The organism is Sporosarcina sp. P2 (assembly GCF_002743255.1).
Classification (GTDB): Bacteria; Bacillota; Bacilli; order Bacillales_A; family Planococcaceae; genus Sporosarcina.
On the sequence record NZ_PDYY01000004.1, the window covers coordinates 1 to 23,725 of the forward strand.

A 23,725-nucleotide genomic window follows, 5' to 3' on the forward strand; every position below is an offset into this window, starting at 1 on the left:
CTGGAAATAACAAATGTGGCTCAGTAGCTCAGTTGGTAGAGCAAAGGACTGAAAATCCTTGTGTCGGCGGTTCGATTCCGTCCTGAGCCACCATTTATATGCCGGTGTAGCTCAATTGGTAGAGCAACTGACTTGTAATCAGTAGGTTGAGGGTTCAAGTCCTTTCGCCGGCATCCTTACTGGTGGGGTAGCGAAGTGGCTAAACGCGGCGGACTGTAAATCCGCTCCCTCCGGGTTCGGCGGTTCGAATCCGTCCCCCACCACCATTTAGGGGCATAGTTCAACGGTAGAATAGAGGTCTCCAAAACCTTTGGTGTGGGTTCGATTCCTACTGCCCCTGTATTTTTAAATAAATAATTACTATGGCGGGCGTGGCGAAGTGGTTAACGCATCGGATTGTGATTCCGACATTCGGGGGTTCGATACCCCTCGTCCGCCCCATACTTTTAAAAACATTAACACTCATTACTATACTGAAAGTAATCATAACATGGCGGGCGTGGCGAAGTGGTTAACGCATCGGATTGTGATTCCGACACTCGGGGGTTCAATTCCCCTCGTCCGCCCCATTAGTGGGGTATAGCCAAGCGGTAAGGCAACGGACTTTGACTCCGTCATTCGTTGGTTCGAATCCAGCTACCCCAGTCAGTTTTGCGGAAGTAGTTCAGTGGTAGAATACGACCTTGCCAAGGTCGGGGTCGCGGGTTCGAATCCCGTCTTCCGCTCCACTATGTTGGCGGCATAGCCAAGCGGTAAGGCACGGGTCTGCAACACCCTTACCACCGGTTCGATTCCGGTTGCCGCCTTATAATTTTATATAATTACTTTACACGTGCCCGAGTGGTGGAATGGCAGACACGTCGCACTCAAAATGCGATGCCGCGAGGCGTGCCGGTTCAAGTCCGGCCTCGGGTATCACCAAGTCTTATTGTGTTATTTTTAGTAAGACCTATAGCATCTATAAACGTTGATATAATAACGTTTGTAGATGCTTTTTATTTTGAGTAAATACGATTAAATACGAGGTGTTTTTAAAACCTTCATACTAGCATATTCTTACAGATCTAAATTACATCAATATTTAACAACATCGCTTATTTTGTTCCACATATGCGAAATGGTCTTCAGCTTATCCCTAGATTCATATGTCCAATTCATTCGCTGACAGCGTTCATGGAAGTCCTTAAATTGAATTACATGCCCATCAAAACATGTATACATGAGTGTGACATTAAACGTAGAAAGTTATTTTGAAATATCTAATTAGAAGAAGACTTTGTTTAATAATCTATTTAAGTTGGTATCGAGTTGTCTTGTATTTTGAAAAGAAAACAGTTGCCTCAAAAGCGGGTTTTTCATGTAATACCTTGAAATAAAAATGCACTAGCAGAAGCGATTAAGCTTTTCAAAAGTCTATTGTTAATTATAATAATATTTTGTGAGAGGAGATTGGAACCGAGAATAATTGAAGTGAACATCTCATTAAACTTCTGACTTTTACAAAACATGTTTCAATCACGCCTGGTTAAGCGTGATGATTTAAATTGACACTATTATTGGCTTGTGAATTTGTTTCATATCTCTATTATGAAGGGAAGGATCATCGGTCTTCTCTTTGTTTGTGTATATAAGAGTTTTTCAATTGACTTTTTTAGAGTATGTTTTAATTCATTTCGTTTATCCCCATTCGATTGTCTTGACTCGGTAACGATCGTAATAACTAACTGATTCACTTCATTTAAAATATTTTCCGCAGCCCGTTCATATACGAACCCGCGGGAAATTATATCCGGATTTGAAATGATATGTCCATCCGTTTTGCTAAGGGAAATCACAACAATCAGCATTCCTTCCTCTGAAAGCAATTTACGATCACGTAATACAATTTTTCCTACGTCTCCAACACCTAGTCCATCCACGAAAACATTCCCAGCCTGTATCCGTCTAGTTTGACTAGCAACGGTATTCGTAATATCTACAACATCTCCATTGTTAATAATGAAGATGTTCTCACTTTTCACGCCAACCGATTCGGCTAATGTTCGGTGTTGCTGAAGCATACGAAATTCACCATGAATGGGAATGAAATAAGTTGGTTTCATCAAAGTGAGCATAAGTTTTAATTCTTCCTGGAAAGCGTGTCCTGAAACATGCATACCCGATGCGCTACCGGATCCATAGATAACTTTGGCCCCTAAATGGAATAAATTATCGATGATGCGCGACACACTTTTTTCGTTACCAGGTATAGGGCTTGACGCCAGAATGACGGTATCTCCAGCCAATACAGATACTTGACGGTATGTTGAGGTGGATAAACGTGATAATGCCGCCATAGGCTCGCCTTGACTGCCTGTACAAATAATGACAACCTTATCAGGTGCTATTCGATTGATTTCATTTGTCTCAATCAAAGTGCCATCAGGTATTGTTAAGTATCCGAGTTCTGCTGCAACGGATACTATATTCACCATACTTCTGCCGAGCAACGCGACCTTTCGATTTGTTTTAAGGGCAGCGTTAATGATTTGCTGAACACGGTAAACGTTTGATGCAAATGTAGAGATAAATATCTTTTGATCGGCCTTGCGAAATGCATCTTCAATATGTTCGCCAACGACGCGTTCAGATTGTGTGAAACCTAGGCATTCAGCATTAGTACTTTCAGATAATAGAAGTAGTACTCCGCTGTTCCCAATTTCGGTCATTTTATGAAAATCTGTATATTTCTTATTTATAGGAGTCAAATCAAATTTGAAGTCGCCTGTGTGTACCACAGTCCCTTCTGGTGTATGAATCGCAATACCCAAACAATCCGGAATACTATGATTTACATTGAAGAATGTCAAGTTTAACGTACCTGCTTCGAAGTTCGAATCCGCATTAATCTCATTAAGTTCCGTTGCACGTTGAAGTCCGTGTTCTTTTAATTTCAATTTAATTAAACCAAGTGTCAATTTAGTCGCATACACGGGAATACTTAACTGTTTTAATAAGTATGGAATACCACCGATATGATCTTCATGCCCGTGAGTTACAATCAATGCACGAATTTTATCTTTGTTTTTTTGTAAGTAAGATATATCTTGAATAATTAAATCCACACCTAATAAAGTTTCATCTGGGAACTTGGCACCACAGTCTATAATGATAATATCATCTTCATATTGGAGTACATACATATTTTTACCGATTTCATTTATACCACCCAAAGCAAAAATGGATAACGTGCTTTCTCCTATATTCAAAATAAAAACCCCTTACCTAGTTATTTTCAATTAGTTTGATGTAGATTAAGTTCCTGTCGATTAGGATGCCCATAATAATGAATTTTATGTAGTATAGACTAAGGTGATTTTACTCCGCGTATTTCTAATTTAGGAAGCGCATTTAGATTAGGAAGAAGAGAATTTGAAAAGGGATTAGATAGGAAAGCGATTGAAATAAGTTTAGCTCAGGAAAAATCAGGTGTCTGAATTATTGGAGTTCGAGAAGTAGTAATTCGCTATAAAAGGTAATCAAGAGAAGCTTATAAAGCTATATCATCGAAAAAAGTCATGCGGTAGCGGAAGCCGTATATGAAAAAGTGTAGCTTCATATATGTCGACATGGTTGCTCAGAGTTCGAAGTTCAAGGTGTAGATGGCGAGGCAATATGAATAGTGAACGGAAACTAATAAAAAATAAAATACCGTGTGTCGCATTGTAAAGAAGCATGTTGAGTTCTGTTTTCTATACTATATACAATTTGTTAAATACCTCCAAACAAGCATCGGAATTCAGTGCTGTGTTGTAATTTAACGTGCCTTATTTAGAAGATCCAGCTTTTATAGTAACGTTTTATAAAAAGCTTGCCATCATTTCGGTCATTCGATGGCCTTTAGCTTTTGGCTAGCTGTGTTCCGCTTCTCTTATATGGAAAAAATATAAAATTACCTGCTGCCTGTCAACATGACAGGCAGCAGGCCATAGAGGAGAAATATGAAAGGATGTTACTCAGTAAGGGGTCATTGCCATGGACATGGTTGGTTATAGGTCATTGGTCAATGTGTAAAGGGTAACAAGTGATTGGTTTTAGCAAGTTTATGTTCATATTCCCCGCCCTATGCCTCAAAAAGGAGTCTCACCTTTTTGAGGTTAAAAGTAATTAGTGCCATCAAAGTCAAGAGTGATAGTGTAATTTTTCATGTTGATGCGATTCGATAGTTGGTGTGCTGCTTTTTCAGCTTGTTGTGCTCTTTGCCGATATTCTTCCGGATCAAACAATGCTACACGATAAATCGTCGTGGATTCGGCAAAACCATATTGTATTTCTTCTTTACTCGCTAAAGAGAACTGTTTATAGTATGAAGACTTTGCACGCAATTGGATAGCCAGTTCAATAGCTTCAACTAATGGAATTTGTTTGTCTTCAAATTCTACTGTATGGGTACTGTTTGCTACGTAAATGAGATAGTCTAGTTTACGTTGATCTATTCTTACTTGTTCCATCTCAGCTTCTACATCTCCTAATTTCCGGCTGGTTATAGGACGTGGTGCCGCTTTTTCCACTGTAATGAAAGCCACTCGTTGTGCCTCTGTTTCTAATTCCCGTATTTGCCTTGACAGAATACTTTTTAATTTAATGCCTTCAGCTAATGTAATATTCAAGATTACACCTCGTTTGTTAGTATAAAGTTAGGATTTTGACTATCCAATATAGAACTTTGATAGTCTCCACCGTTTATGCTAGTGAACATTTTACCGCAAGCTTCGGCTAATTGCTGAGCCTTGTCTTGATCCAATGAAGGACGAATAAATAGTAATTGAATGATGTTTTCTGTTTCTTCGGTTACGGCTGTTCGTATGGAATCAATATACGGGCTACCGAACGGACTATATCCGTCGCTTAGCAGTAAGATGTTTTCAAAGGTATTGAATTGATTATTCAATCCTTCGTAGCCATCTCGGGCCGTGCCGACAGATAAAATAACATCACCGGCTATTTTATCAGCATCATAAATCACTGTTGGGATTTCGTATTGCAAGGAAAAGAATGTATTGAGATCTTCTGCACTATGGAAGGAAGGGGTATAGAGACGGTCTTGGATCTGTTGTAAGAGTAACTGAAGAGCTGGTGGCTTAGTTGATGGGTCCGCTCCGAAAGTTGTCCAGATGGATTGCCATTCCGCTAAACCGTTGAAATCGGTAACTTCTTTGTCAAGTAGTTCGAAATAGAGTTGTTCTTGAAATAATTGTAGTCGCCCTTTTAGCATCTGAGGTGATGCGGAGACGATTGTTTTGTTATAATAGATTATGCCTAATTTAAAATCAGGGATTTTCGTGAATATAGAAGAATCAATAGTAAGTTGCATCAGTATCACCTGCTTGTAATTTTATTTCATCTTATCATAAGGGAGGCGGGGAATGGTGAATGTCGCTCAGTTACAGCTTGAAATACGAACGTTTGCGGCGTCCATTGGAATAGACAAAATTGGTTTTACGACAGCAGCCCCGTTTGTAAAATTGAAGGATCGTCTAAAACAACAGCAACGATTGAATTATCAATCTGGTTTTGAGGAGCCGGATATAGAGAAGCGAACGGAGCCTTTATTATTACTGGATCAGGCAGAAAGTATTATTGCTATTGCAGTTGCATACCCATCGAAATTATCGGATAGTCTCCGTGGGAAAAAAGGGGAGCGGCGTGGTATATTTTGTAGGGCTTCATGGGGTGAAGATTACCATACAGTATTGCGTGACAAACTAGCACAGCTTGAATTATTTATTCTTACTAAGGTACCGGATGCGCGGCTTCGTTCCATGGTGGATACAGGAGAGCTTGTAGATCGCGCAGTAGCAGAACGTGCGGGGATTGGTTGGTCGGCTAAGAACTGCTCGATCATTACACCGGAGTTCGGGTCTTACGTCTATCTAGGCGAGATGATTACGAATCTGCCATTTATACCAGATGAGCCGATGGAAGATCAATGTCTAGACTGTAATTTATGCTTGGATGTTTGTCCTACGGGTGCGATAATACAGCCGGGACAATTAAATGCCCAGCGTTGTATTGCATTTTTGACACAAACGAAGAAGCCTGTGCCTGAAGAATTCCGGCACAAGATTGGGAATCGCTTGTATGGCTGTGATACATGCCAAACGGTCTGTCCGAAAAACAAGGGAATGAATCATACGCACCAACTGGCATTCACACCTGAGCCCGAGCTCGTTAAGCCTTTGTTGCTGTCACTCTTGTCATTATCAAACCGGCAATTTAAGGAACAGTATGGCCATATGTCAGGCTCTTGGCGTGGAAAGAATCCCATTCAACGAAATGCACTGATAGCATTGGCTCATTTTAAGGATGAATCAGCGATACCAGAACTAACTAGATTAATAAAAGAAGACCCACGACCCATGATCAGAGGAACAGCCGCATGGGCACTTGGGGAAATTGGTACGACAGAAGGGCACGAGGTGCTAAAAGAAGTGTTGCTCATTGAAGAAGATGAGTTTGTAGTAAGTGAAATTACGAAGGCTATGGAACTGCTGCATATTAATTGAAAGAAGGTAGTAAGATGACGATTCACGTTGCATTATTTGAACCACAAATTCCTGCAAATACAGGAAATATTTCACGAACTTGTGCAGGCACCGATACAGCCCTCCATTTAATAAAGCCGCTTGGTTTTTCTACTGAGGATAAAATGTTGAAACGCGCTGGACTAGATTACTGGGAGCATGTTGATATTACGTACCATGAGGGAATCCAGCAGTTTCTAGATGCCTATCCAGAAGGCAAGTTTTATTTCATTACAAAATTCGGAGAGACGAGTTATGATACGTTTGATTATTCGAATACCGATCAGGATATTTTCTTTGTGTTTGGCAAAGAAACTACCGGGTTGCCGAATGAAATTACGGATAAGTATAAAGAGAATTGTTTGCGCATTCCGATGAACGATGAGCATATCCGCTCATTGAACTTGTCGAATACTGCTGCAATTCTTATTTATGAAGCACTTCGTCAACAGCGTTTTGCACATTTAACGTAATGTATAAAAAAAGGGATTGGCTCATGGCCAATCCCTTTTCTATTTTATTTCATTTGATTCGTTTTTGATTCGCCTGGCTTATTTTCATATCCGCCAGTCAAGATTGCAGATAAGAATGCAAAACAAACAGCAATAATTAGAATTAGTCTCATTGTTTGTACCTCCTATGAAATCAATAGTCCTTCTTACAGTATACCGTAAAAATTATATAAATGAAATAATCTTCGGCATTTTATGTGACAGGTTACTAACAAATCTTAATGAGGCAAGAAAAGCAATTGATAGGTGAACAATACGGCAAAGATATACATTAATAGGGGAACTTGTTTACCTTGTCCCTTTGTAATTTTCAGTAATGGGTATGTAATGAACCCAAGGGCGATTCCTGTCGCAATACTGGATGTAAGCGGCATGGTCAAAATAACCAGAAATGCAGGGAACGATTCATCAAATGAATCCCAGTCGATATTTTTTACCGCACCGATCATTAAACTACCCACAATAATCAAAGCAGGTGCTGTAATGGCCGCGACACCAGATAATGCGCTAACGATAGGACTGAAAAATGCTGCGGCTATGAATAGCACTGCAACTGTTAAAGTAGTCAACCCTGTACGCCCACCTACAGCTACGCCAGAGGACGACTCGACATAAGCGGATGTTGGGCTAGTTCCGACCATTGAGCCAACTGTAGCGGCCACTGAGTCGGCTAGGAGAGCATGGCGTGCACGTGGTAAAGATTTGCCTTTCATAAGTCCAGCTTGCTTGGCTACCCCAATCATTGTTCCGGTTGTATCAAATAAAGTGACGAGTAGAAACGACAGGACAACACCGTATAAACCGTAAGAAATAACATCTTGCATCGCCAGTACCGGATTCCACACTAAAATACCTTCAGGCAAGTGGGGCATTTTCACAATACCATCGAACTGTAACTGCTTCGTAAAGAATGCGACAATACCTGTTGCAATCATTCCAATAAAAATAGCACCATAGACATTGCGGTTCATTAGAATAATGGTCACGAGCAATCCGAACAATGTCAGTAATACGGCGGGCGAGGTAAGTTCACCTAGCTGAACGATGTTGGACTCGTGGGGAACTACTAATCCCGATAAACGTAAACCGATAAATGCGATAAACAAACCGATTCCGGCAGTGATACCGTGTTTAAGATTTTCGGGAATTTCTTCAATTAGCTTTTCTCGGAAGGAAGTCATCGATAATAAGACAAAGATTAGACCCGCTATAAAGACTGCAGAAAAAGCTGTCAAGTAGTCGAGTTGACCGTCAGACCCAACTACGATGGATGCAAAGTATGCATTCAATCCCATTCCGGGTGCAATAGCAATGGGATAGTTTGCGAATAAGGCCATCCAAAGCGTACCGATCACAGTCGCTATAATGGTGGCTAAAAATACTTGATCAAATGGGACACCGGCTTCGGATAAAATAATTGGATTGACGATGACGATATAGACCATCGTCAGGAAAGTGGTCATTCCTGCAAGTAATTCTGTTTTGACAGTCGTGTGATTTTTCTTTAATTGGAACACTGTGTATTCTCTCCTTATATTACGAACGTAATGAAGTCCATAGACAATAATATTCGTTTTTTTAGAAGAAATCAACCTGTTATATCGAAAAAGCATTCGTAAATTCTGTGAAATAATGTACAATTGCACTAGGGAGTAGTTCAAAGAGGAGGATTTTTCATGACAACAATTTTTGATCAAATGGTTATACTGAGCAACGGTGTGCAAATGCCACAGTTCGGTTTAGGAACCTATAAAATGATAGAACCTGAGCAAACCATTCAAGCTATTGAGAAAGCGGTTTCAATAGGCTATCGAGCAATTGATACTGCATCTATTTATGAAAATGAACAAGCTGTGGGGGAAGCAATTCGTCACACCGGTATTGCGCGTGAAGACTTCTTTGTGACATCAAAAGTATGGAATGATAACCAAGGATATGATGAAACACTACGTGCATTTGAGCGTTCATTAACTAGATTGGATATGAATTATATTGACTTATATTTGACACATTGGCCTGTTGCCAGCAGCTACGTAGATACATATCGCGCGATTGAAAGGCTATATGATGAAAAATTGATTCGATCAACAGGTGTTTCCAATCACCACGCGTCACATTTACAAGAGATATTTACGATTGCTAATATTCGTCCTATGGTAAATCAAATAGAACTCCATCCACGTCTAACTCAAGAGCCGTTGCGTCTGTTTTGTAGTGAACATCAAATTGCAGTAACATCTTGGAGTCCTTTAGCTAGAGGTCAAATTCTTGAGGATGCAACACTCACTGCAATCGCTGCGCAACACGGGAAGACTGTAGCTCAGGTCATCATCAAATGGCATCTCCAAAATGGATTGATTGTTATTCCAAAGTCTGTGTCATTTGATCGTATTCAAGAAAATAGTGAAGTGGCTGATTTTGAATTGACACTTTCTGATATGGCGATGATTGATGCGTTAAACCGTGATGAACGGACAGGTACAGATCCAGATTCGTTTTAAGTGAATGTATTTAGTTAAACGAATCAAGTTGAAAAGAAGTGGACAACTATTTAGACGACGATATGTAGCTGTTGTTAATGTGTGAAATTTTTTTGACTTTAGACATTAGTAGATTCAGGTTCAAATGCTCAACAGTTTACAAGTCCACTACCTACTTTCCAAGAAATTAATCAAACAGAAATAAAAAAGAGCTGTCACAAGTGGTCTCTACGACCTCCTGGATAGCTCTTTTTTTTATTCAGTTTCCACTACAATCATCTCTGACGTAATGGGATGTGTGAAAGTGACCTTTGTAGCGACTAACTTATAAGGTCCTCTTGATATGGTCTCGCTACCATACAGTTGATCTCCAACTACAGGGTGACCCAGATGGGAGAAGTGGACACGAATCTGGTGTGTTCGTCCTGTTTCCAACTGAGCTTCAACAAGTGTCGTATCAGGTTTACGTTCAAGTACCTTGAAATGCGTGACCGCGGATTGACCGGATGGTGATACTCTACGCTTTGTTGCATGATAGCGATCTTTACCGATTGGCATATTAATCGTGCCACGCGGTTTTCTTAGCTGGCCTTCAAGTTCAGCCGTATAATAGCGTTCGATTTGATTCTGTTCCAACATCCGGTCGAACATCGTTTTCGCTAGTGGATGTTTTGCGATAAGTAAAACTCCAGCTGTATGCTGATCCAATCGGTGGATATGCTCTGCATAGGTACCGCTCTTTGCTTCGATATAACCCATGACTTCGTTCATCAATGTGCCGGTACCAGGTAAGTGTTCCGGATGTACGGACACCCCTGCAGGTTTGTGTACGGCAAGTATATGTTCGTCTTCCCATAGTACACGTAAGGAATTGAATGCTTCTGGTTTGTAGGCAGATTGTGCCTCAGTGAAACCGAAGACCAGTTCGGTGCCTTCCGGAAGGGGCTCTTTCCAATCCACTGGTTGTCCATCTGTATCCGTTACACTTTTATCCATGCGCATTTGGTGCACAGATTTCTTACCACCTTGCCATTGTTCTCTTAGTAGTTTTTCAATCGTCTCGCCAGGTTGTGTAGTCGTATAATGAAAACTTGTCATTTACGTAGTCTCCTTAGTTGCTTTCAAATTCATCGAAGAATGCTCTAATTTGCTCGTCGGGCTGTGAACCAACTGTTCTGCCTTGTTCTTTACCATCTTTATAATGAACTAGTGTAGGCCATGCTGTAATATCGTATTCTGGTTTCATCTGATCTCCGTACTCGAGCAGATTATACTGATAGACATGTACACCATATTCATCTGCAATTGGCATTAAACGCGGTGTCATATCCATGCAGTGCGGGCATTCCGGACTGAAATAATAAACAGTTGTCGGTTCACCGCTTTCAATTTTTTTGAAGATCTCTTCCGGAAGTGCGACGTTCTGATAACTTTCATTGTCTAATAAATCAATTGTAGATTGTTGTAGGTTATTTGTACCGTACGGATTGTCGGCGAGCTTTGTTTCATTGGATTTATTATTGAGTACGACGATTAAAATGAAGATCACGACAATAACTCCACCAATAGCTAGTAATTTTTTCAATGTGTTTCACTCCTTTGTTTGTTTCAAGATTACAAGACTTGCGATGAAAATAAAAGCAAATGCTATCAATGCAAGAAAAGGAATCGTAATGAAGCCGAGATAATTGATATATGTAGCAGTACAAGAGGCTCCGCTACATTCAGGAGCACTGTCTTGTAAGAAAGTCAGTTTCTGAATACCATAGTGGTAGAGAGAAATACAGCCTCCGATAAAAGCGAATGAAGCCGTAGTCCAGGCAATCGAAATGTTTTTCTGAATGAGTGCGATTAAACCAATCAATACAATAGGATACATGAAAATTCGTTGATACCAGCACATCGTACAAGGTATGTAACCTTTGATTTCAGAGAAATACAAAGAGCCAAGTAATGCGATGAATGCGACGGCCCATATCGAGAGAAGCCAGTTTTCCTGTTTTTTATTCATGGAGCATCTCCTTACAATTAGGTAATAGATAAAAGCTTTCCCGTTTAGACGGGAAAGCTTTATTTAGACGAATCGGTAGCTTCATTGGTTGCAACTTCTGGAGGTTGCTTTTTTGCTTCAAGGTAAAGAATATGGTTGCCATCTACTTCTTTGACAGTAAACTCATACCCTTGTTCAATAATCTTTTCACCTTGTATAGCTTCGAAGCGTTGATCCATGAACCAACCGCCAATTGTATCGATGTCCTCTTCCAGTATTTCGATGTTCAATGCATGATTGACATTTTCAATCAGCATTTTGGCATCTAGAATATAGTGGTCTGCGCCAACAATTTGAAGTTCAGGTAGTTCATCCATATCGAATTCATCGCGGATCTCACCAACAATTTCTTCTAAGATGTCTTCAATAGTGACCAGACCGGAAGTCCCTCCATATTCATCCAGTAGAACGGCCATATGAATACGTTCGCGCTGGATCTTCAAGAGTAACTCTCCAATTGGGATCGTTTCGATGACTCGGATAATCGGCTGCATATAATTAATGACCGATTTACTACCATTTGACGGATCTTTAATATAGGCCGTCAATAAATGTTTCATGTTGATCAGACCGATGACGTGATCTTTATCCCCGTCGATAATTGGATAACGAGTAAACTGTTCAACGCCTAGTAATTCAAACACTTCGGATAATGTCATTTCTTTATCGACTGTCATCATTTCTGTTCGTGGTAGCATAATTTCCTTTGCAACTCGATCATCAAACTCAAAAATACGATTGACGTATTTGTACTCTGCTTGATTTATTTCACCGCTTCGCAAACTATCAGATAAAATGATACGCAATTCTTCCTCTGTATGACCTACTTCTAACTCGGAAATGGATTTGAAGCCTAGCAATCGTGTAACAAGACGTGCCGATCCGTTCATTCCTTTAATAATCGGGTACATAAGACGGTAAAATAGATTCAGTGGGACGGCAAGGGATAAGGATAATTCTTCCGCCTTGTGCAATGCGATGGTCTTTGGAGCTAGTTCTCCTACCACGACATGCAAATAGGTGACGATCGCTAGAGCGATAGTGAATGAAAGAATGGTTTCGACATGGGCATCGAGTATAAACATGTCAAAAATGGGAGCTAGCATCATGCGGACTGTTGGTTCCCCGAGCATACCTAGGCCAAGTGCCGAAATCGTAATTCCGAGCTGACAAGCGGATAAATATTCATCTAAATTATCGGCAATTTTTTTTGAAAGAACCGCACGTTGATTACCTTCGACGATTAGTTGGTCGAGACGTGATGAACGGACTTTCACGATTGCGAATTCACACGCGACAAAAAAAGCGGTGATTGCGATCAAGGCAGCAAATGCTGCCAATCGTATGGCAATATCCAAATAATAGCTTCGCGCTTAACCCAGATGAGGGAAAAGAACAAAGCGTACACCTCCTGTAAAGTAAAGTTAGTTATCTTTTATAATAATTTATTTATAGAGAAATTACAATTCGATTTGCTTACAGAACAGAAAAAAATCGTATTAAGGATACGCAATGTGTCGATATATAAAGTGAAAGGGGATGTGGTAACACTTATACACAGTGAAACCACTATCCATTTACATTTAATTTTGGTATTTTTAAAGTTTTAAAAAATCTTTTAAAAAAGACTGAAGACCATGTCCTTTACATAAGGAAAGTCTTCAATCTTAGGCAATATTTTTACTCACCGTATTTTGGCTGGGTTTCTTTAAATGCGTTTTGCTCGTTGGGGATGTGGCTTTTGTCTTCAAAGACATTTTCAGTTTTTTGGTTTTGTACTCTCAACCGCTCTTTTTCTAACTGTTGTTTACCTTTTGATTGTTCTTTGCCCATAAAAGCACCTCCTTTAGTTAGAGGATGGTCGGTTTAGATGGATCTCATTCATAGACGTGGAAAGTCATGAGATCGTGGACCATTAGGACGATCTTTTCTTCGTCTGGCGGTGTGCCATTTGTCCAATTGATCGTGCCGTCTTTATGGTAATCACCTTTATATTGTTTGTTCTGGTAATAAAATGAGATAGTCCAACCCGGTAGATCAGTATCTTCAAACATTTTTTTATGACTGAAGTGTTGTAGCATCTTGTTTTCTCCTTTATTGTTCCATTAGTGATATCCTGTTCGTTCATTTCATAAACTGACCAAAAGGACGAAAGGATGAGTGTGTGTTTGTTACTCAACTACGTAATGCGATTGAGGAAAAGTATAAATCATATTTTTATTATAAGTCCATGTACCAGCTGACGAATGATTTGTTATGGCAGGAATTCATTCGCCATGCGTATGAGGATGAAAAAAGTCATTACGAGATGTTCCAGCAGCTTCATTATATAATGACAAAAGAGTTTGTGCCGAATCCGAAAAAGCCAGCGCCTTGTACGAATTTGAAAGAATCAGCTAAAAATGCGCTAGTTAATGAACTTGAAGCAGTGGAACAGTGTAAGGAACTGTTTTTGACGATTCCTTTTGAAGAGGCATATGATCCGATTTTTATCGCTTTACATGATGATATGGAGCATGCTATTCGAATGTCTACCATATTCAATGGAGTAAATTAAATCAAACATCGAAAGAAAAGTCTTTGAAATAATCGGCACCATCAAGCATTCGAACCCCATACCAGAACATTTCGCCATCAATTAGCTGGATCCTTGAATTAGGTAACATGTCCTGGAACTGAATTAGTTGTTTTTCCTTAAATGGATAGGGTTCAGAGGATAGCAAGACTAAGTCCAGATCGGCTTTCTCTAATTGTTCTTCCGTTACAGCTGGATAGCGGTCAGATGATTCCGCGAAAGGTGTGATGAAACCGAGTTTTTGTAATAACGAGTTGATATAGGTGTCTTTGCCGACAACCATATACGGCTTTTGCCAAATGACATAAGCAACTCGTGCAGCAGGAAGTGTGGGGAGCGTCGTGAATGCTTGCTTGATTTCCGCGACAAGCGATTTTGATTGTTGCTCATGATCAGTCAACGATCCCATATCTGTAATCATTCTATAAGCTTGTTCGATCGTCTGCACTTCCGCTACATATACCGGATAGAACTCGGAAAGAATTTCGACCATCTCTTTTGTGTTTTCTTCTTTTTCCATAATAATTAAATCGGGCTGTACTTCATGTATTTTTTCCAACTTCAAATCTTTCGTTCCTGCGACTGCGGGAACGTCCTTAACCTGTTCAGGATATATACAATACCTTGTGCGTCCAACAATTTCTTTTCCAAGTCCAATTCCGAATAAAGTTTCTGTAATACCAGGACATAATGTGACGATTCGTTTGGGTGGGAAATTATACACAACGGTTCTTCCTAAGTGGTCGATAATTTCTTTTTTCAATGAAATGATTGCCTCCTTTAATGGTATGTGAAAACATAGGATTGTGGTAAGTAATACTCTACTTGCAACGTACCTGAACTGCTATCAAATGTAAAGTCAGAAATCTCCGCCTCTAATTGCTTTTCATTCAGCTGGTTTTTGTTATAATTGGAACGAAGACCAAGTGGAATAAGGTGAAGCGATTGAAAATAGTACTAACTATTTTGTTCATGGCGTTTATTGGCGCATTGATTGGTGGAGTAACGAATCATCTGGCGATCAAGATGCTGTTTAGGCCACATGAGGCAAAATACATTGGAAAAACACGTTTGCCGTTTACACCCGGCTTGATTCCGAAGCGCCGAAATGAATTGGCGACTCAGCTTGGAAAAACAGTGACAAATTATTTGCTGACACCTGACCTATTCCGGAAAAAGATGTTGACTCCTGGAATGGAAAAGCGTGTAGAGACATTTATCCAAAGTCAAATGGATAAATACATCTTGCAATCAGATAAGACCTTGAACGATTGGCTCAAGCTTGCGGGTGCCGACAAACTTCCAGAACAAGTGGAAGACAAGTTGATCACATTGATTGATCAACAATTGTATGAGATGAAAGTTAAAGTAACAACAGGTACCGTGGAGGAAGTTATGCCGCTTCGTTGGCAACAACAAATCGAAGAAAGAATTCCTTTAGCCTCTGACTTTGTACTAATTCGCGCAAGTCAATTTGTGGATTCAGCAGAAGGAAGACAGACATTCCAAAAGTTGATCGATGATTTCTTGGCTTCAAAAGGAACATTCGGTGGCATGCTCAATATGTTTTTTGGAGAATCGGAGTCGCTTGTCGGCAAGGTTCAACGGGAAGCATTGAGATTTATAGAAGCGCCTGGAACAAAAGAATTATTAGATAAACTGATTTCGAAAGAGTGGCAAAATGTTCAGCAACAACCAATGGAACAGTTGACGTCTGGATTCGACTTTGATAGTGTGTTTGCTTCAGTGAGAAAGTATGCACTGGATCAATTGGCACTACAAGAAAGACTCGATCACAGTTTGTCACATTATTGGCCACAAGGATCCACATGGACGGCTAACAATGTAACACCACAAATTGTCAACTTTTTATTCACGCAGGCTGAAGCGCACCTTGAACAATCATTAAGAAAGCTAAAACTTGATGAGCTGGTGAAAGAGCAAGTAGACACGTTCCCTGTGGCTGTTCTAGAAGATCTAGTTCTCGGCATTTCACGCAGAGAGTTTAAAATGATTACGGTTCTGGGCGCATTTCTGGGTGGTATCATAGGAATTGTGCAAGGAGTTATTGCACTTATATTAAATGGATTGTAGGAGGAGATAGTATGTCAGTAAACATTTATGATGATATGAACAAATTGGAATCTACTTTACGTAAAACAGATGAGTATGTAGCGGTGAAAACAGCAATGGCCGAAGTGAAAGGTGACGAACAAGCTCTTGCATTGTTCGAAAGCTTCCGCGAAATCCAAATGAATTTACAACAAAAACAAATGGCTGGTGAAGAGATTGAAGGAGACGAGCTTGAGCACGCACAGAAAACAGCGCAACTTGCTCAAGAAAACCCGAAAATCTTGGCTATGCTGACTGCTGAAATGAAGCTTAGCGAATTGATTGAAGAAGTAAACCGTGTAGTATTGAAACCGATTCAAGATTTATATGAAGACTTCAATTAATAGATATATCGAAACCGGCCTTGGCCGGTTTTTTTCAACAGATGGAGAGTAGGAGAAAATTATGCAACAATTACATGTAAATCAACAATTCCCCCAAGATTGGATACGAATGTTTACACACTTGGCCAATTTATTTTTTGAACAGTCTAAAATAGTTACGGAACAAACAGATGATACAGCAATTGAATTACGGTTTACTGAGGAATACGAAGAATCACCAAGTGTAACGGTGGATATTCAATGGCAAGGTAAGCAGTATACGTCGCGTTTTGCCGAAGAGGTTAAGGAAATAGAAGAACGCGGGCAAATACGTCAGCGTAAAAGAATGTATTCCCACGTATTGCTAGATGCGCTAGAACAAGCAACTGGAATGAATCAAGAGTGGGGGATCCTAACGGGAATCCGACCTACAAAGTTGTATCATATGTATCGTCAAGATGGCCATACGGTTGCGGAAGCAAAGCAGCTACTTCAGCAACGGCATAGGGTATCCGTACGAAAAAGTGAATTGATTGCAGAAATTGCAGACGTTCAACTGAATGCATTGCCAGATTTGTATTCATTGAAAGAACAAGTGAGTATATATATTGGCATACCGTTTTGTCCAACAAAATGTGCGTATTGCACGTTCCCAGCCTATGCAATTCATCGAAAAAGTGGACGAGTAGAAACATTCCTAGACGGCTTGCATGAAGAAATGCGCGCGATGGGTAAATGGTTAAAAGAGCGTGATATTCGTATTACGACAATTTATTTCGGTGGCGGAACACCCACGTCTATTGAAGCAGATGAAATGGATGCACTCTATCAAACGATGACGGACTCATTCCCTTATATGGAACATGTTCGTGAAGTGACGGTGGAAGCCGGGCGTCCTGATACGATTACGGTACCGAAACTCGAAGTACTGAAGAAGTGGGGCATAGATCGAATCAGTGTCAATCCACAGTCCTATACGGATGAAACATTGAAAGCAATCGGCCGTCATCACACGGTACAGGAAACAATCGATAAATATTGGTTGTCCCGAGAGCAAGGAATGCGCAATATTAATATGGACTTAATCATCGGTTTGCCGAATGAAGGTCTTGAAGAATTCGAACACTCATTGGCTGAAACAGAAAAGATGCAGCCGGAATCTTTGACCATCCATACATTGTCGTTCAAGCGTGCTTCTGAAATGACACGGAATAAGGACAAGTACCAAGTGGCGGATCGGGAAACTGTAGGAAAAATGATGACACGCGGAGAAGAATGGTCGCGCGATAACGGCTATATACCCTACTATCTATACCGCCAGAAAAACATTTTAGGAAATCTTGAAAATGTCGGTTATTCCAAACCAGGTGAAGAAAGTCTTTATAACATATTGATCATGGAAGAAGCACAGACCATTATCGGTTTAGGTTGCGGAGCTTCAAGCAAGTTCATGGAACCGGCAACTGGCAAGCTGACGCAATTCCATAACCCAAAAGAACCTGGCGCCTATATAGTAGGGTTTGAAGAGGCCATAGATAAGAAAATAGCGTATTTGGAAGAGTTATTTCCGTCTTCAGAAACAATAAAATAATACGGATTCCCTCGTCGTAACTGATCGAGGGAATTTTTTTTGTTAAAGTTATGCAAATGCTCGGATAATTGTGTATAATATAATGAATGAACAACCATTCATATGGAGGAGGATGTAATTTTGACAAAACAAATCAAAGTGGAAATTGAAGGAAGATTAGCAACAGTAACCTTTAACCAACCTGAAGTAATGAACGCGTTGGATGGAGTTATGATGAAAGAATTGGCAGATATCGTAGATCAACTAAAAGACAATTCATCAGTACATGTCGTACTGTTCAGGGGAGCAGGTCGAGCATTTTCCGCCGGTGGCAACGTCAAGGCGATGCTTGACCCGAGTAGCCCGATGAAAATGGAAGATATTATGATCGACTTATCCAGATTGGCATTATCTATGTATAGCATGCCACAAATCACGATCGCATCTGTACACGGTGCAGCAGCTGGGCTTGGATGCAGTATCGCAATCGCATGCGATGTCGTCATTGCAGAAGAATCAAGTAAAATTGCAATGAACTTTATCGGCATTGGACTCGTACCAGATGGTGGCGGTCACTTCTTCCTGAAGGAACGCGTAGGTATAGCCAGAGCTAAACAACTCATTTGGTCCGGGAAAGTACTGGATGGAAAAAGTGCCATGCATATCGGACTCGTTGATGAAGCGGTAGCAGACGGAGAAGCGTGGAATACGGCACAACAACGTGCTCAAGTTATCCTACACTCCCCAACAGCTTCCATGGCCGCAACAAAGAAAATACTCCATGCAACAGGCATCGCTGAACTCGAGAAAATCTTGAAGCTTGAAGGCGAAGCACAAGTAGCTATGCGCTCAACTACTGATCATCGCGAAGGCGTACAGGCATTTATTGAAAAAAGAAAACCGAGCTTCACAGGCCAATAAATGGAAAGAAGACGCGCTATGAAAACTGCGCGTCTCGTTTATATCTATGATCATTTTTATAGAATTATTGATACTTAGCGGCTGTTTCTCTCCATGAGAAATAGCCTTTTTCTATAGCACGCAATAGTAACTCCGCTGAAGCTAAATTCGTAGCGAGAGGTATACCATAGACGTCACATAATCGAAGTAAGGCGCTCACATCAGGTTCATGTGGCTGTGCAGTCAACGGATCACGGAAAAATAAAATTAAATCTAGCTCGCCCGTCGCGATCATGGCACCCATCTGTTGATCCCCACCAAGTGGACCTGACATGAGTCGTGTGACAGAAAGATCGGTTTCCTTCATGATGCGTAATCCTGTTGTGCCCGTTGCGTAAAGAGTATGTTTAGCAAAAATCTGCTCATAAGCAATTGTGAAATTGACTAATTCAGCCTTTTTTTCATCATGCGCAATCAAAGCAATGTTCAAACGAGTCACTTCCTTCTACGATTTCTTAACGAACATAGCGTATCATAAAATTCTGAAAAAATCTTGTGCTATTTGTATAAAAATTTATAACTGTGCGCAATACAATATCCCTCTGTTCAGGATTATCGTATAAAAAACAAAACCTCCTCAAAATGGAGATTTTGTCATTTGTTCATGTATGGAATAATAATAGTTTACCAAGAGGGGAAGCTAGGCGATGTGTTCGCTCGAGCAAATCTTTTTCTGTCAGCAGCTGATGACCTTGTTCTTTTGCTGCATCATCAGATTCCGCAGTGAAAGTCTCTTCTGTAATTAATGAACCATCTTTTTCGTACGCTGTTAGTTTGTAGGTTTTCATTATATCGCCTCCATCATCTTTTACCTAGTATACTATGAATCGTGTGAAATGAATAATGATTCATTTAATAGGAGTGCAAAAAGTTACTTCATGTTAGAATGTAGTGGAGGAATATTTATAATTATGAAACATATGGTCTTTTGGAACGTAGAACGAGATAGAGAGTATTGAAGGAGATGATGTGTATGGCTTTGGAATTGGAACGAGTAACTAAACGATTTGGCGATTTCACAGCAGTGGATCAGCTGTCATTGACGGTGGAAGAAGGGACGATGTACGGATTCCTTGGAGCGAACGGTGCAGGGAAGACCACTACATTTCGAATGATTTTGGGATTATTAACCCCGACAGAAGGAAATATTTCATGGAATGGCCGCACGATTTCGTATGAAACGAGTCCGCTAATTGGCTATTTGCCTGAAGAGCGAGGTCTTTATCCAAAAATGAAAGTGCTAGATCAGTTAATCTTTCTTGGACAGCTGCGCGGAATGAAAAAATCCGCAGCGAAAAGTGCAGCACTTCATTGGTTGGATCGTTTCGAAGTACCGCAAAATACGAATAAAAAGGTAGAAGAGTTATCCAAGGGGAATCAGCAAAAGATACAAGTCATTGCTGCATTATTACATAGTCCCCAATTACTTATCTTGGATGAACCGTTCTCGGGACTTGATCCAGTTAACGTAGAGATGTTAAAAAAAGCAATCGTAGACTTCCGTAACAGCGGGGCAACGATTCTATTCTCTAGCCACCGCATGGATCATGTGGAAGAGTTATGTGAGCAACTCAGTATTATTCACCATGGCAAACAATTAGTCAGTGGAAATTTGCGTGACGTTAAACGTTCATTCGGCAAACAAAATGTCCGGATTCGTGCAGACTTTCCTTTAATGGAGCTAGAGAGCATCGAAGGCGTAACGACAACTCATCACTCATTAGAAGGTGCAGTCTTTCAAGTAGAGGATGAACGAGTGGCGCATACGTTGTTGCAAGCGGCATTGCTAAAGGGACCGATTCGTCAGTTTGAAATAGAAGAACCATCTTTGCAAGACATATTCATTGCGAAAGTGGGGAATGAGCATGCGTGAATTTTGGATTATTTTCAAACAAAGCTTCTTAACTAAAGCTAAAACAAAATCATTTTTCATTACGACACTTATTATGGTAGCAGGGATTTTTCTTTTCGCGAATTTGCCGAGCATTATGGAAAAGGTCGGTAAAATGATGGGGAATGAAGAAGATGATCGTGTACTGGTTGTTGATGAAAGTGGAGTGTTATTTGACCGTCTGCTTGAACATCTTCAGCAAAATGAGCAAGGAATTTCATTAGAGCTGACAGAAGACACGAAAGATCAGCTGTTAGAGCAAGTAAAATCGGAAGAAATTGCCTCGTTCATGGAATTAAGTTTCGATGCGGATCAAACGATTCAAGCGAATTACACTACAAGCAGTCTAGTAGATCAATTTTTACCTTCTGCTCTGCAAGACGCATTACAGAACATTCAAACCGAGGTGAAAGCTGAAAGGCTTTCTCTATCTGTTGAACAAGTTTCCGAGTTGTTTGCACCCATTCAATTTGAGAAACATAATATTTCAGAAACAGCAAAATCAGAAGAAGAACTAAACCAAGCTCGTATCTTGGTGTATGTATTGATGTTCGTTATTTATTTTGCCGTTATTATTTATTCATCGATGATTGCAACCGAAGTCGCAACTGAAAAATCCTCACGCGTGATGGAAATTCTTATCTCGAGTGTATCACCCGTTAAGCATATGTTCGCAAAAGTACTTGGAATCGGCTCACTCGGGATTGTGCAAATTCTCGTCTATGCAGTGTCAGGATTTTTAGCATATAGACTTTCTTCTACAGGAGAGAAAAATGAGCTATCCGCATTCTTTAGTTTAGAAAACCTAGAAGTAAGTACACTTGTTTACGCCGTGATATTCTTCTTGCTCGGCTACTTCTTATACGCTACACTCGCAGCCTTGCTTGGTTCGTTAGTGAGCCGTACAGAAGATGTACAGCAAATGATTATGCCGATGTCGTTGCTGATTGTTGCAGCCTTCATCATCGCAGCAACTGGACTTGGGAATCCAGAATTGGGCTACTTGAAAATCGCGTCGTTCATCCCATTTTTCGCTCCCCTTGTCATGTTCCTACGAGTAGGCATGCTTGACTTACCTTTATGGGAGCCTTTGCTCTCGATAGGCATTATGGTGGTGACCATCTTGATCCTCGGCTGGTTCGGATCAAAGGTGTACCGTGGCGGTGTCTTGATGTATGGGCCATCCCGTTCGCTGAAAGATTTGAAGAAGGCTGTTCAGCTTGGAAAGGAATAGGTTTAAGTGTCCCAAGAAGTCACGGTGCTTCTTGGGGCTTTTTTGCGTGATGATACGTTCAAAATCAAAGTGTGAATGGTAGAATTAGGTAATTAGTGTGTACGATGTGATGGAAGCTGTACCTCGGAAAGCGTCCCCCTGGAACGTCGATCAACGGTGCCTTCAAGTCACCTCATTTATAGATGTTCACTTTCCAGTAATAGATGAAATATGGTAAAATAGGAACGAGTATTCGTGGAAGAGGTGCGACCTATGGAACCTATACGTTTTTTACATACAGCCGACCTGCACTTGGACAGCCCCTTTAAAGGCATGGCCGCAGCAGGTCCGGACGAGCTAGCCAGACTGCAGCAGTCCACATTCGCTGCATTCGACCGATTTATAGCATACGCAGTCAAAGAGCGACCGGATTTCATTGTCATTGTCGGCGATATTTACGACGGTGAAGACCGTAGCTTGCGTGCGCAAATCCGTTTCCAGCAAGGTATGCAACAACTTCAAAAAGTGAATATCCCTGTCTATCTATCATACGGAAATCATGATAACTTGTCGGGCAGATGGACTAGAGTTTCATTGCCTGAAAATGTCCACGTGTTTTCTGAACAAGTGGAACAAAAACAATTGGCTATCCGTGACGATATAATATACTTACACGGCTTCAGTTATCCGCAGCGCCATGTGAAAGAACCAATGATTAGGGATTATCCGGAAGCTACTGACGGAATACATATCGGTCTATTACACGGAAGTGTGGCAGGAGATGTAGAGCACGCTGTCTATGCACCGTTTACAGTCAGTGAATTGCAAGACAAGCACTATCAATACTGGGCGCTTGGGCATATTCATAAACGCCAACTATTATCAGAGGAACCACCGATCGTCTATCCCGGCAATATTCAAGGTCGTCATCGCAATGAATCAGGACAGAAAGGTTTTTATGATGTCCTGTTGACATCGACTCAGACATCCATGAAATTTGTAGGCACATCGGATATTATGTACACTTCATTGACTGTTTCGTGCGAAGGAATTGAATACGCAGATGACTGGGTTTCTGCTTGTCAGGAAGCGATAGATCAACTGACAGCTGAAGCCGGTAGTGTCGTCGTGGAGTTAGTGATGGAACAAACGGAAGGCCTTACAAACGACTTGGCTAGAGTAGAAGGGCAATGGCTCGACATTTTGCGAGAACAGTATGAAGCTATAGAACCATTTGTGTGGATATCAGCAATTGAATGGCCACCAATCCATGATTCAGTAGTTCCGAATTCTTTACTGGAACCGGTGGAAAGAACCATGTCTTCTTGGGAAACGAATGACTGGCATGATTTGGTGAAAGAAGTATACAGTCATAAAGCCGGTCGTTATTTAGAGGCATTGAAGCCTGTGGATTTTGAGCGGTTGAAACAGCAGGCAACTGCATTGCTTAAGAATGAACTGTTGAAGGAGAGCTGA

General features: G+C 40.7%; 24 protein-coding genes and 10 tRNA genes. 21 read left to right on the forward strand and 13 right to left on the reverse strand.

Annotated elements, in window-relative coordinates; translation table 11 throughout:
- Positions 1 to 17 precede the first annotated feature (17 nt).
- The 10 genes from CSV67_RS05410 (at position 18) to CSV67_RS05455 (ending at position 915) form a co-directional block, all read left to right on the forward strand.
- A tRNA-Phe gene (locus tag CSV67_RS05410) sits at positions 18 to 93 on the forward strand.
- A gap of 7 nt (positions 94 to 100) precedes the next feature.
- Positions 101 to 173 (forward strand) — tRNA-Thr (locus CSV67_RS05415).
- A gap of 8 nt (positions 174 to 181) precedes the next feature.
- Positions 182 to 266: transfer RNA gene (locus CSV67_RS05420), tRNA-Tyr, on the forward strand.
- A 3-nt stretch (positions 267 to 269) separates the two neighbouring features.
- A tRNA-Trp gene (locus CSV67_RS05425) sits at positions 270 to 340 on the forward strand.
- A gap of 25 nt (positions 341 to 365) precedes the next feature.
- Positions 366 to 441 (forward strand) — tRNA-His (locus CSV67_RS05430).
- A gap of 52 nt (positions 442 to 493) precedes the next feature.
- Positions 494 to 569 (forward strand) — tRNA-His (locus tag CSV67_RS05435).
- 4 nt (positions 570 to 573) lie between these two features.
- Positions 574 to 645: transfer RNA gene (locus CSV67_RS05440), tRNA-Gln, on the forward strand.
- An 8-nt stretch (positions 646 to 653) separates the two neighbouring features.
- Positions 654 to 728: transfer RNA gene (locus CSV67_RS05445), tRNA-Gly, on the forward strand.
- A 7-nt stretch (positions 729 to 735) separates the two neighbouring features.
- Positions 736 to 806, forward strand: a tRNA-Cys gene (locus CSV67_RS05450).
- 28 nt (positions 807 to 834) lie between these two features.
- Positions 835 to 915: transfer RNA gene (locus tag CSV67_RS05455), tRNA-Leu, on the forward strand.
- Between the two features lie 659 nt (positions 916 to 1,574).
- On the opposite strand, the gene CSV67_RS05460 is transcribed toward CSV67_RS05455, so the two are convergent.
- From CSV67_RS05460 to CSV67_RS05470, 3 genes are all read right to left on the reverse strand, one after another.
- Positions 1,575 to 3,248, reverse strand: coding sequence for a ribonuclease J (locus CSV67_RS05460; RefSeq protein ID WP_099630601.1), 1,674 nt, complete (start codon positions 3,246 to 3,248; stop codon positions 1,575 to 1,577).
- 888 nt (positions 3,249 to 4,136) lie between these two features.
- Positions 4,137 to 4,649: a hypothetical protein gene (locus CSV67_RS05465; protein WP_369803142.1), complete on the reverse strand. Its 513-nt coding sequence runs from the start codon at positions 4,647 to 4,649 to the stop codon at positions 4,137 to 4,139.
- Positions 4,650 to 4,651: 2 nt separating this feature from the next.
- Complete coding sequence (locus CSV67_RS05470) at positions 4,652 to 5,353, reverse strand: B3/B4 domain-containing protein (protein ID WP_099630603.1); 702 nt, start codon at positions 5,351 to 5,353, stop codon at positions 4,652 to 4,654.
- A gap of 55 nt (positions 5,354 to 5,408) precedes the next feature.
- Between CSV67_RS05470 and queG the strand changes: the two genes are divergently transcribed.
- Positions 5,409 to 6,545 carry a tRNA epoxyqueuosine(34) reductase QueG gene (queG, locus tag CSV67_RS05475; protein ID WP_099630819.1) on the forward strand — a complete coding sequence of 379 codons (1,137 nt, stop codon included), beginning with the start codon at positions 5,409 to 5,411 and terminating at the stop codon, positions 6,543 to 6,545.
- A gap of 14 nt (positions 6,546 to 6,559) precedes the next feature.
- Entirely contained in the window at positions 6,560 to 7,036 is a 477-nt protein-coding gene (gene trmL, locus CSV67_RS05480) for a tRNA (uridine(34)/cytosine(34)/5-carboxymethylaminomethyluridine(34)-2'-O)-methyltransferase TrmL (protein ID WP_099630604.1), read from the forward strand.
- Positions 7,037 to 7,293: 257 nt separating this feature from the next.
- Here the strand turns inward: trmL and CSV67_RS05485 are convergent, their stop codons facing one another.
- Positions 7,294 to 8,592 carry an NCS2 family permease gene (locus CSV67_RS05485; RefSeq protein ID WP_099630605.1) on the reverse strand — a complete coding sequence of 433 codons (1,299 nt, stop codon included), beginning with the start codon at positions 8,590 to 8,592 and terminating at the stop codon, positions 7,294 to 7,296.
- Between the two features lie 159 nt (positions 8,593 to 8,751).
- Between CSV67_RS05485 and CSV67_RS05490 the strand changes: the two genes are divergently transcribed.
- Positions 8,752 to 9,576 (forward strand): aldo/keto reductase, encoded by an 825-nt coding sequence (locus CSV67_RS05490; protein ID WP_099630606.1) that lies wholly within the window; start codon positions 8,752 to 8,754, stop codon positions 9,574 to 9,576.
- Positions 9,577 to 9,810: 234 nt separating this feature from the next.
- Here CSV67_RS05490 and CSV67_RS05495 read toward each other — a convergent pair whose 3' ends face one another.
- From CSV67_RS05495 to CSV67_RS05515, 6 genes are all read right to left on the reverse strand, one after another.
- Complete coding sequence (locus CSV67_RS05495; protein ID WP_099630607.1) at positions 9,811 to 10,653, reverse strand: RluA family pseudouridine synthase; 843 nt, start codon at positions 10,651 to 10,653, stop codon at positions 9,811 to 9,813.
- Between the two features lie 13 nt (positions 10,654 to 10,666).
- Complete coding sequence (locus CSV67_RS05500) at positions 10,667 to 11,140, reverse strand: thioredoxin family protein (RefSeq protein WP_099630608.1); 474 nt, start codon at positions 11,138 to 11,140, stop codon at positions 10,667 to 10,669.
- A 6-nt stretch (positions 11,141 to 11,146) separates the two neighbouring features.
- Positions 11,147 to 11,566: a disulfide oxidoreductase gene (locus tag CSV67_RS05505; protein WP_099630609.1), complete on the reverse strand. Its 420-nt coding sequence runs from the start codon at positions 11,564 to 11,566 to the stop codon at positions 11,147 to 11,149.
- A 59-nt stretch (positions 11,567 to 11,625) separates the two neighbouring features.
- Positions 11,626 to 12,963 (reverse strand): hemolysin family protein, encoded by a 1,338-nt coding sequence (locus CSV67_RS05510; RefSeq protein ID WP_199173137.1) that lies wholly within the window; start codon positions 12,961 to 12,963, stop codon positions 11,626 to 11,628.
- A 322-nt stretch (positions 12,964 to 13,285) separates the two neighbouring features.
- A complete protein-coding gene (locus CSV67_RS16650) occupies positions 13,286 to 13,438 on the reverse strand; it encodes a hypothetical protein (RefSeq protein WP_158232078.1) in 153 nt (50 codons plus the stop codon).
- Positions 13,439 to 13,482: 44 nt separating this feature from the next.
- Positions 13,483 to 13,686 (reverse strand): YheE family protein, encoded by a 204-nt coding sequence (locus CSV67_RS05515; RefSeq protein ID WP_099630610.1) that lies wholly within the window; start codon positions 13,684 to 13,686, stop codon positions 13,483 to 13,485.
- An 83-nt stretch (positions 13,687 to 13,769) separates the two neighbouring features.
- Here CSV67_RS05515 and CSV67_RS05520 point away from each other — a divergent pair, with 83 nt between their 5' ends.
- The gene (locus CSV67_RS05520) at positions 13,770 to 14,162 is read left to right on the forward strand and encodes a ferritin family protein (protein ID WP_099630611.1); all 393 of its coding nucleotides are present in this window, start codon (positions 13,770 to 13,772) and stop codon (positions 14,160 to 14,162) included.
- Position 14,163: 1 nt separating this feature from the next.
- On the opposite strand, the gene CSV67_RS05525 is transcribed toward CSV67_RS05520, so the two are convergent.
- Positions 14,164 to 14,943, reverse strand: coding sequence for a helical backbone metal receptor (locus CSV67_RS05525; protein WP_099630612.1), 780 nt, complete (start codon positions 14,941 to 14,943; stop codon positions 14,164 to 14,166).
- A gap of 209 nt (positions 14,944 to 15,152) precedes the next feature.
- Between CSV67_RS05525 and CSV67_RS05530 the strand changes: the two genes are divergently transcribed.
- From CSV67_RS05530 to CSV67_RS05545, 4 genes are all read left to right on the forward strand, one after another.
- Complete coding sequence (locus CSV67_RS05530) at positions 15,153 to 16,274, forward strand: DUF445 domain-containing protein (RefSeq protein WP_199173145.1); 1,122 nt, start codon at positions 15,153 to 15,155, stop codon at positions 16,272 to 16,274.
- Between the two features lie 11 nt (positions 16,275 to 16,285).
- Positions 16,286 to 16,636 carry a YlbF/YmcA family competence regulator gene (locus tag CSV67_RS05535; protein ID WP_099630614.1) on the forward strand — a complete coding sequence of 117 codons (351 nt, stop codon included), beginning with the start codon at positions 16,286 to 16,288 and terminating at the stop codon, positions 16,634 to 16,636.
- 61 nt (positions 16,637 to 16,697) lie between these two features.
- Positions 16,698 to 18,206 (forward strand): coproporphyrinogen III oxidase, encoded by a 1,509-nt coding sequence (locus CSV67_RS05540; RefSeq protein ID WP_099630615.1) that lies wholly within the window; start codon positions 16,698 to 16,700, stop codon positions 18,204 to 18,206.
- A gap of 102 nt (positions 18,207 to 18,308) precedes the next feature.
- Complete coding sequence (locus tag CSV67_RS05545; protein ID WP_099630616.1) at positions 18,309 to 19,106, forward strand: enoyl-CoA hydratase; 798 nt, start codon at positions 18,309 to 18,311, stop codon at positions 19,104 to 19,106.
- Positions 19,107 to 19,170: 64 nt separating this feature from the next.
- Here the strand turns inward: CSV67_RS05545 and mgsA are convergent, their stop codons facing one another.
- Together mgsA and CSV67_RS05555 are read right to left on the reverse strand one after the other, a co-directional pair.
- Positions 19,171 to 19,575, reverse strand: a complete 405-nt coding sequence (gene mgsA, locus CSV67_RS05550) for a methylglyoxal synthase (RefSeq protein WP_199173138.1) — start codon at positions 19,573 to 19,575, stop codon at positions 19,171 to 19,173.
- 172 nt (positions 19,576 to 19,747) lie between these two features.
- Positions 19,748 to 19,933, reverse strand: a complete 186-nt coding sequence (locus tag CSV67_RS05555; protein WP_029054126.1) for a YhzD family protein — start codon at positions 19,931 to 19,933, stop codon at positions 19,748 to 19,750.
- 185 nt (positions 19,934 to 20,118) lie between these two features.
- On the opposite strand from CSV67_RS05555, the gene CSV67_RS05560 reads away from it, so the two are divergent.
- From CSV67_RS05560 to CSV67_RS05570, 3 genes are all read left to right on the forward strand, one after another.
- Positions 20,119 to 21,018, forward strand: coding sequence for an ABC transporter ATP-binding protein (locus CSV67_RS05560; protein WP_099630618.1), 900 nt, complete (start codon positions 20,119 to 20,121; stop codon positions 21,016 to 21,018).
- Positions 21,011 to 22,270: an ABC transporter permease gene (locus CSV67_RS05565; RefSeq protein ID WP_099630619.1), complete on the forward strand. Its 1,260-nt coding sequence runs from the start codon at positions 21,011 to 21,013 to the stop codon at positions 22,268 to 22,270. The genes CSV67_RS05560 and CSV67_RS05565 overlap by 8 nt, the downstream gene beginning before the upstream one ends.
- A 252-nt stretch (positions 22,271 to 22,522) precedes the next feature.
- On the forward strand, positions 22,523 to 23,725 hold the full coding sequence (locus CSV67_RS05570) for a metallophosphoesterase family protein (protein WP_099630620.1): 1,203 nt from the start codon (positions 22,523 to 22,525) through the stop codon (positions 23,723 to 23,725).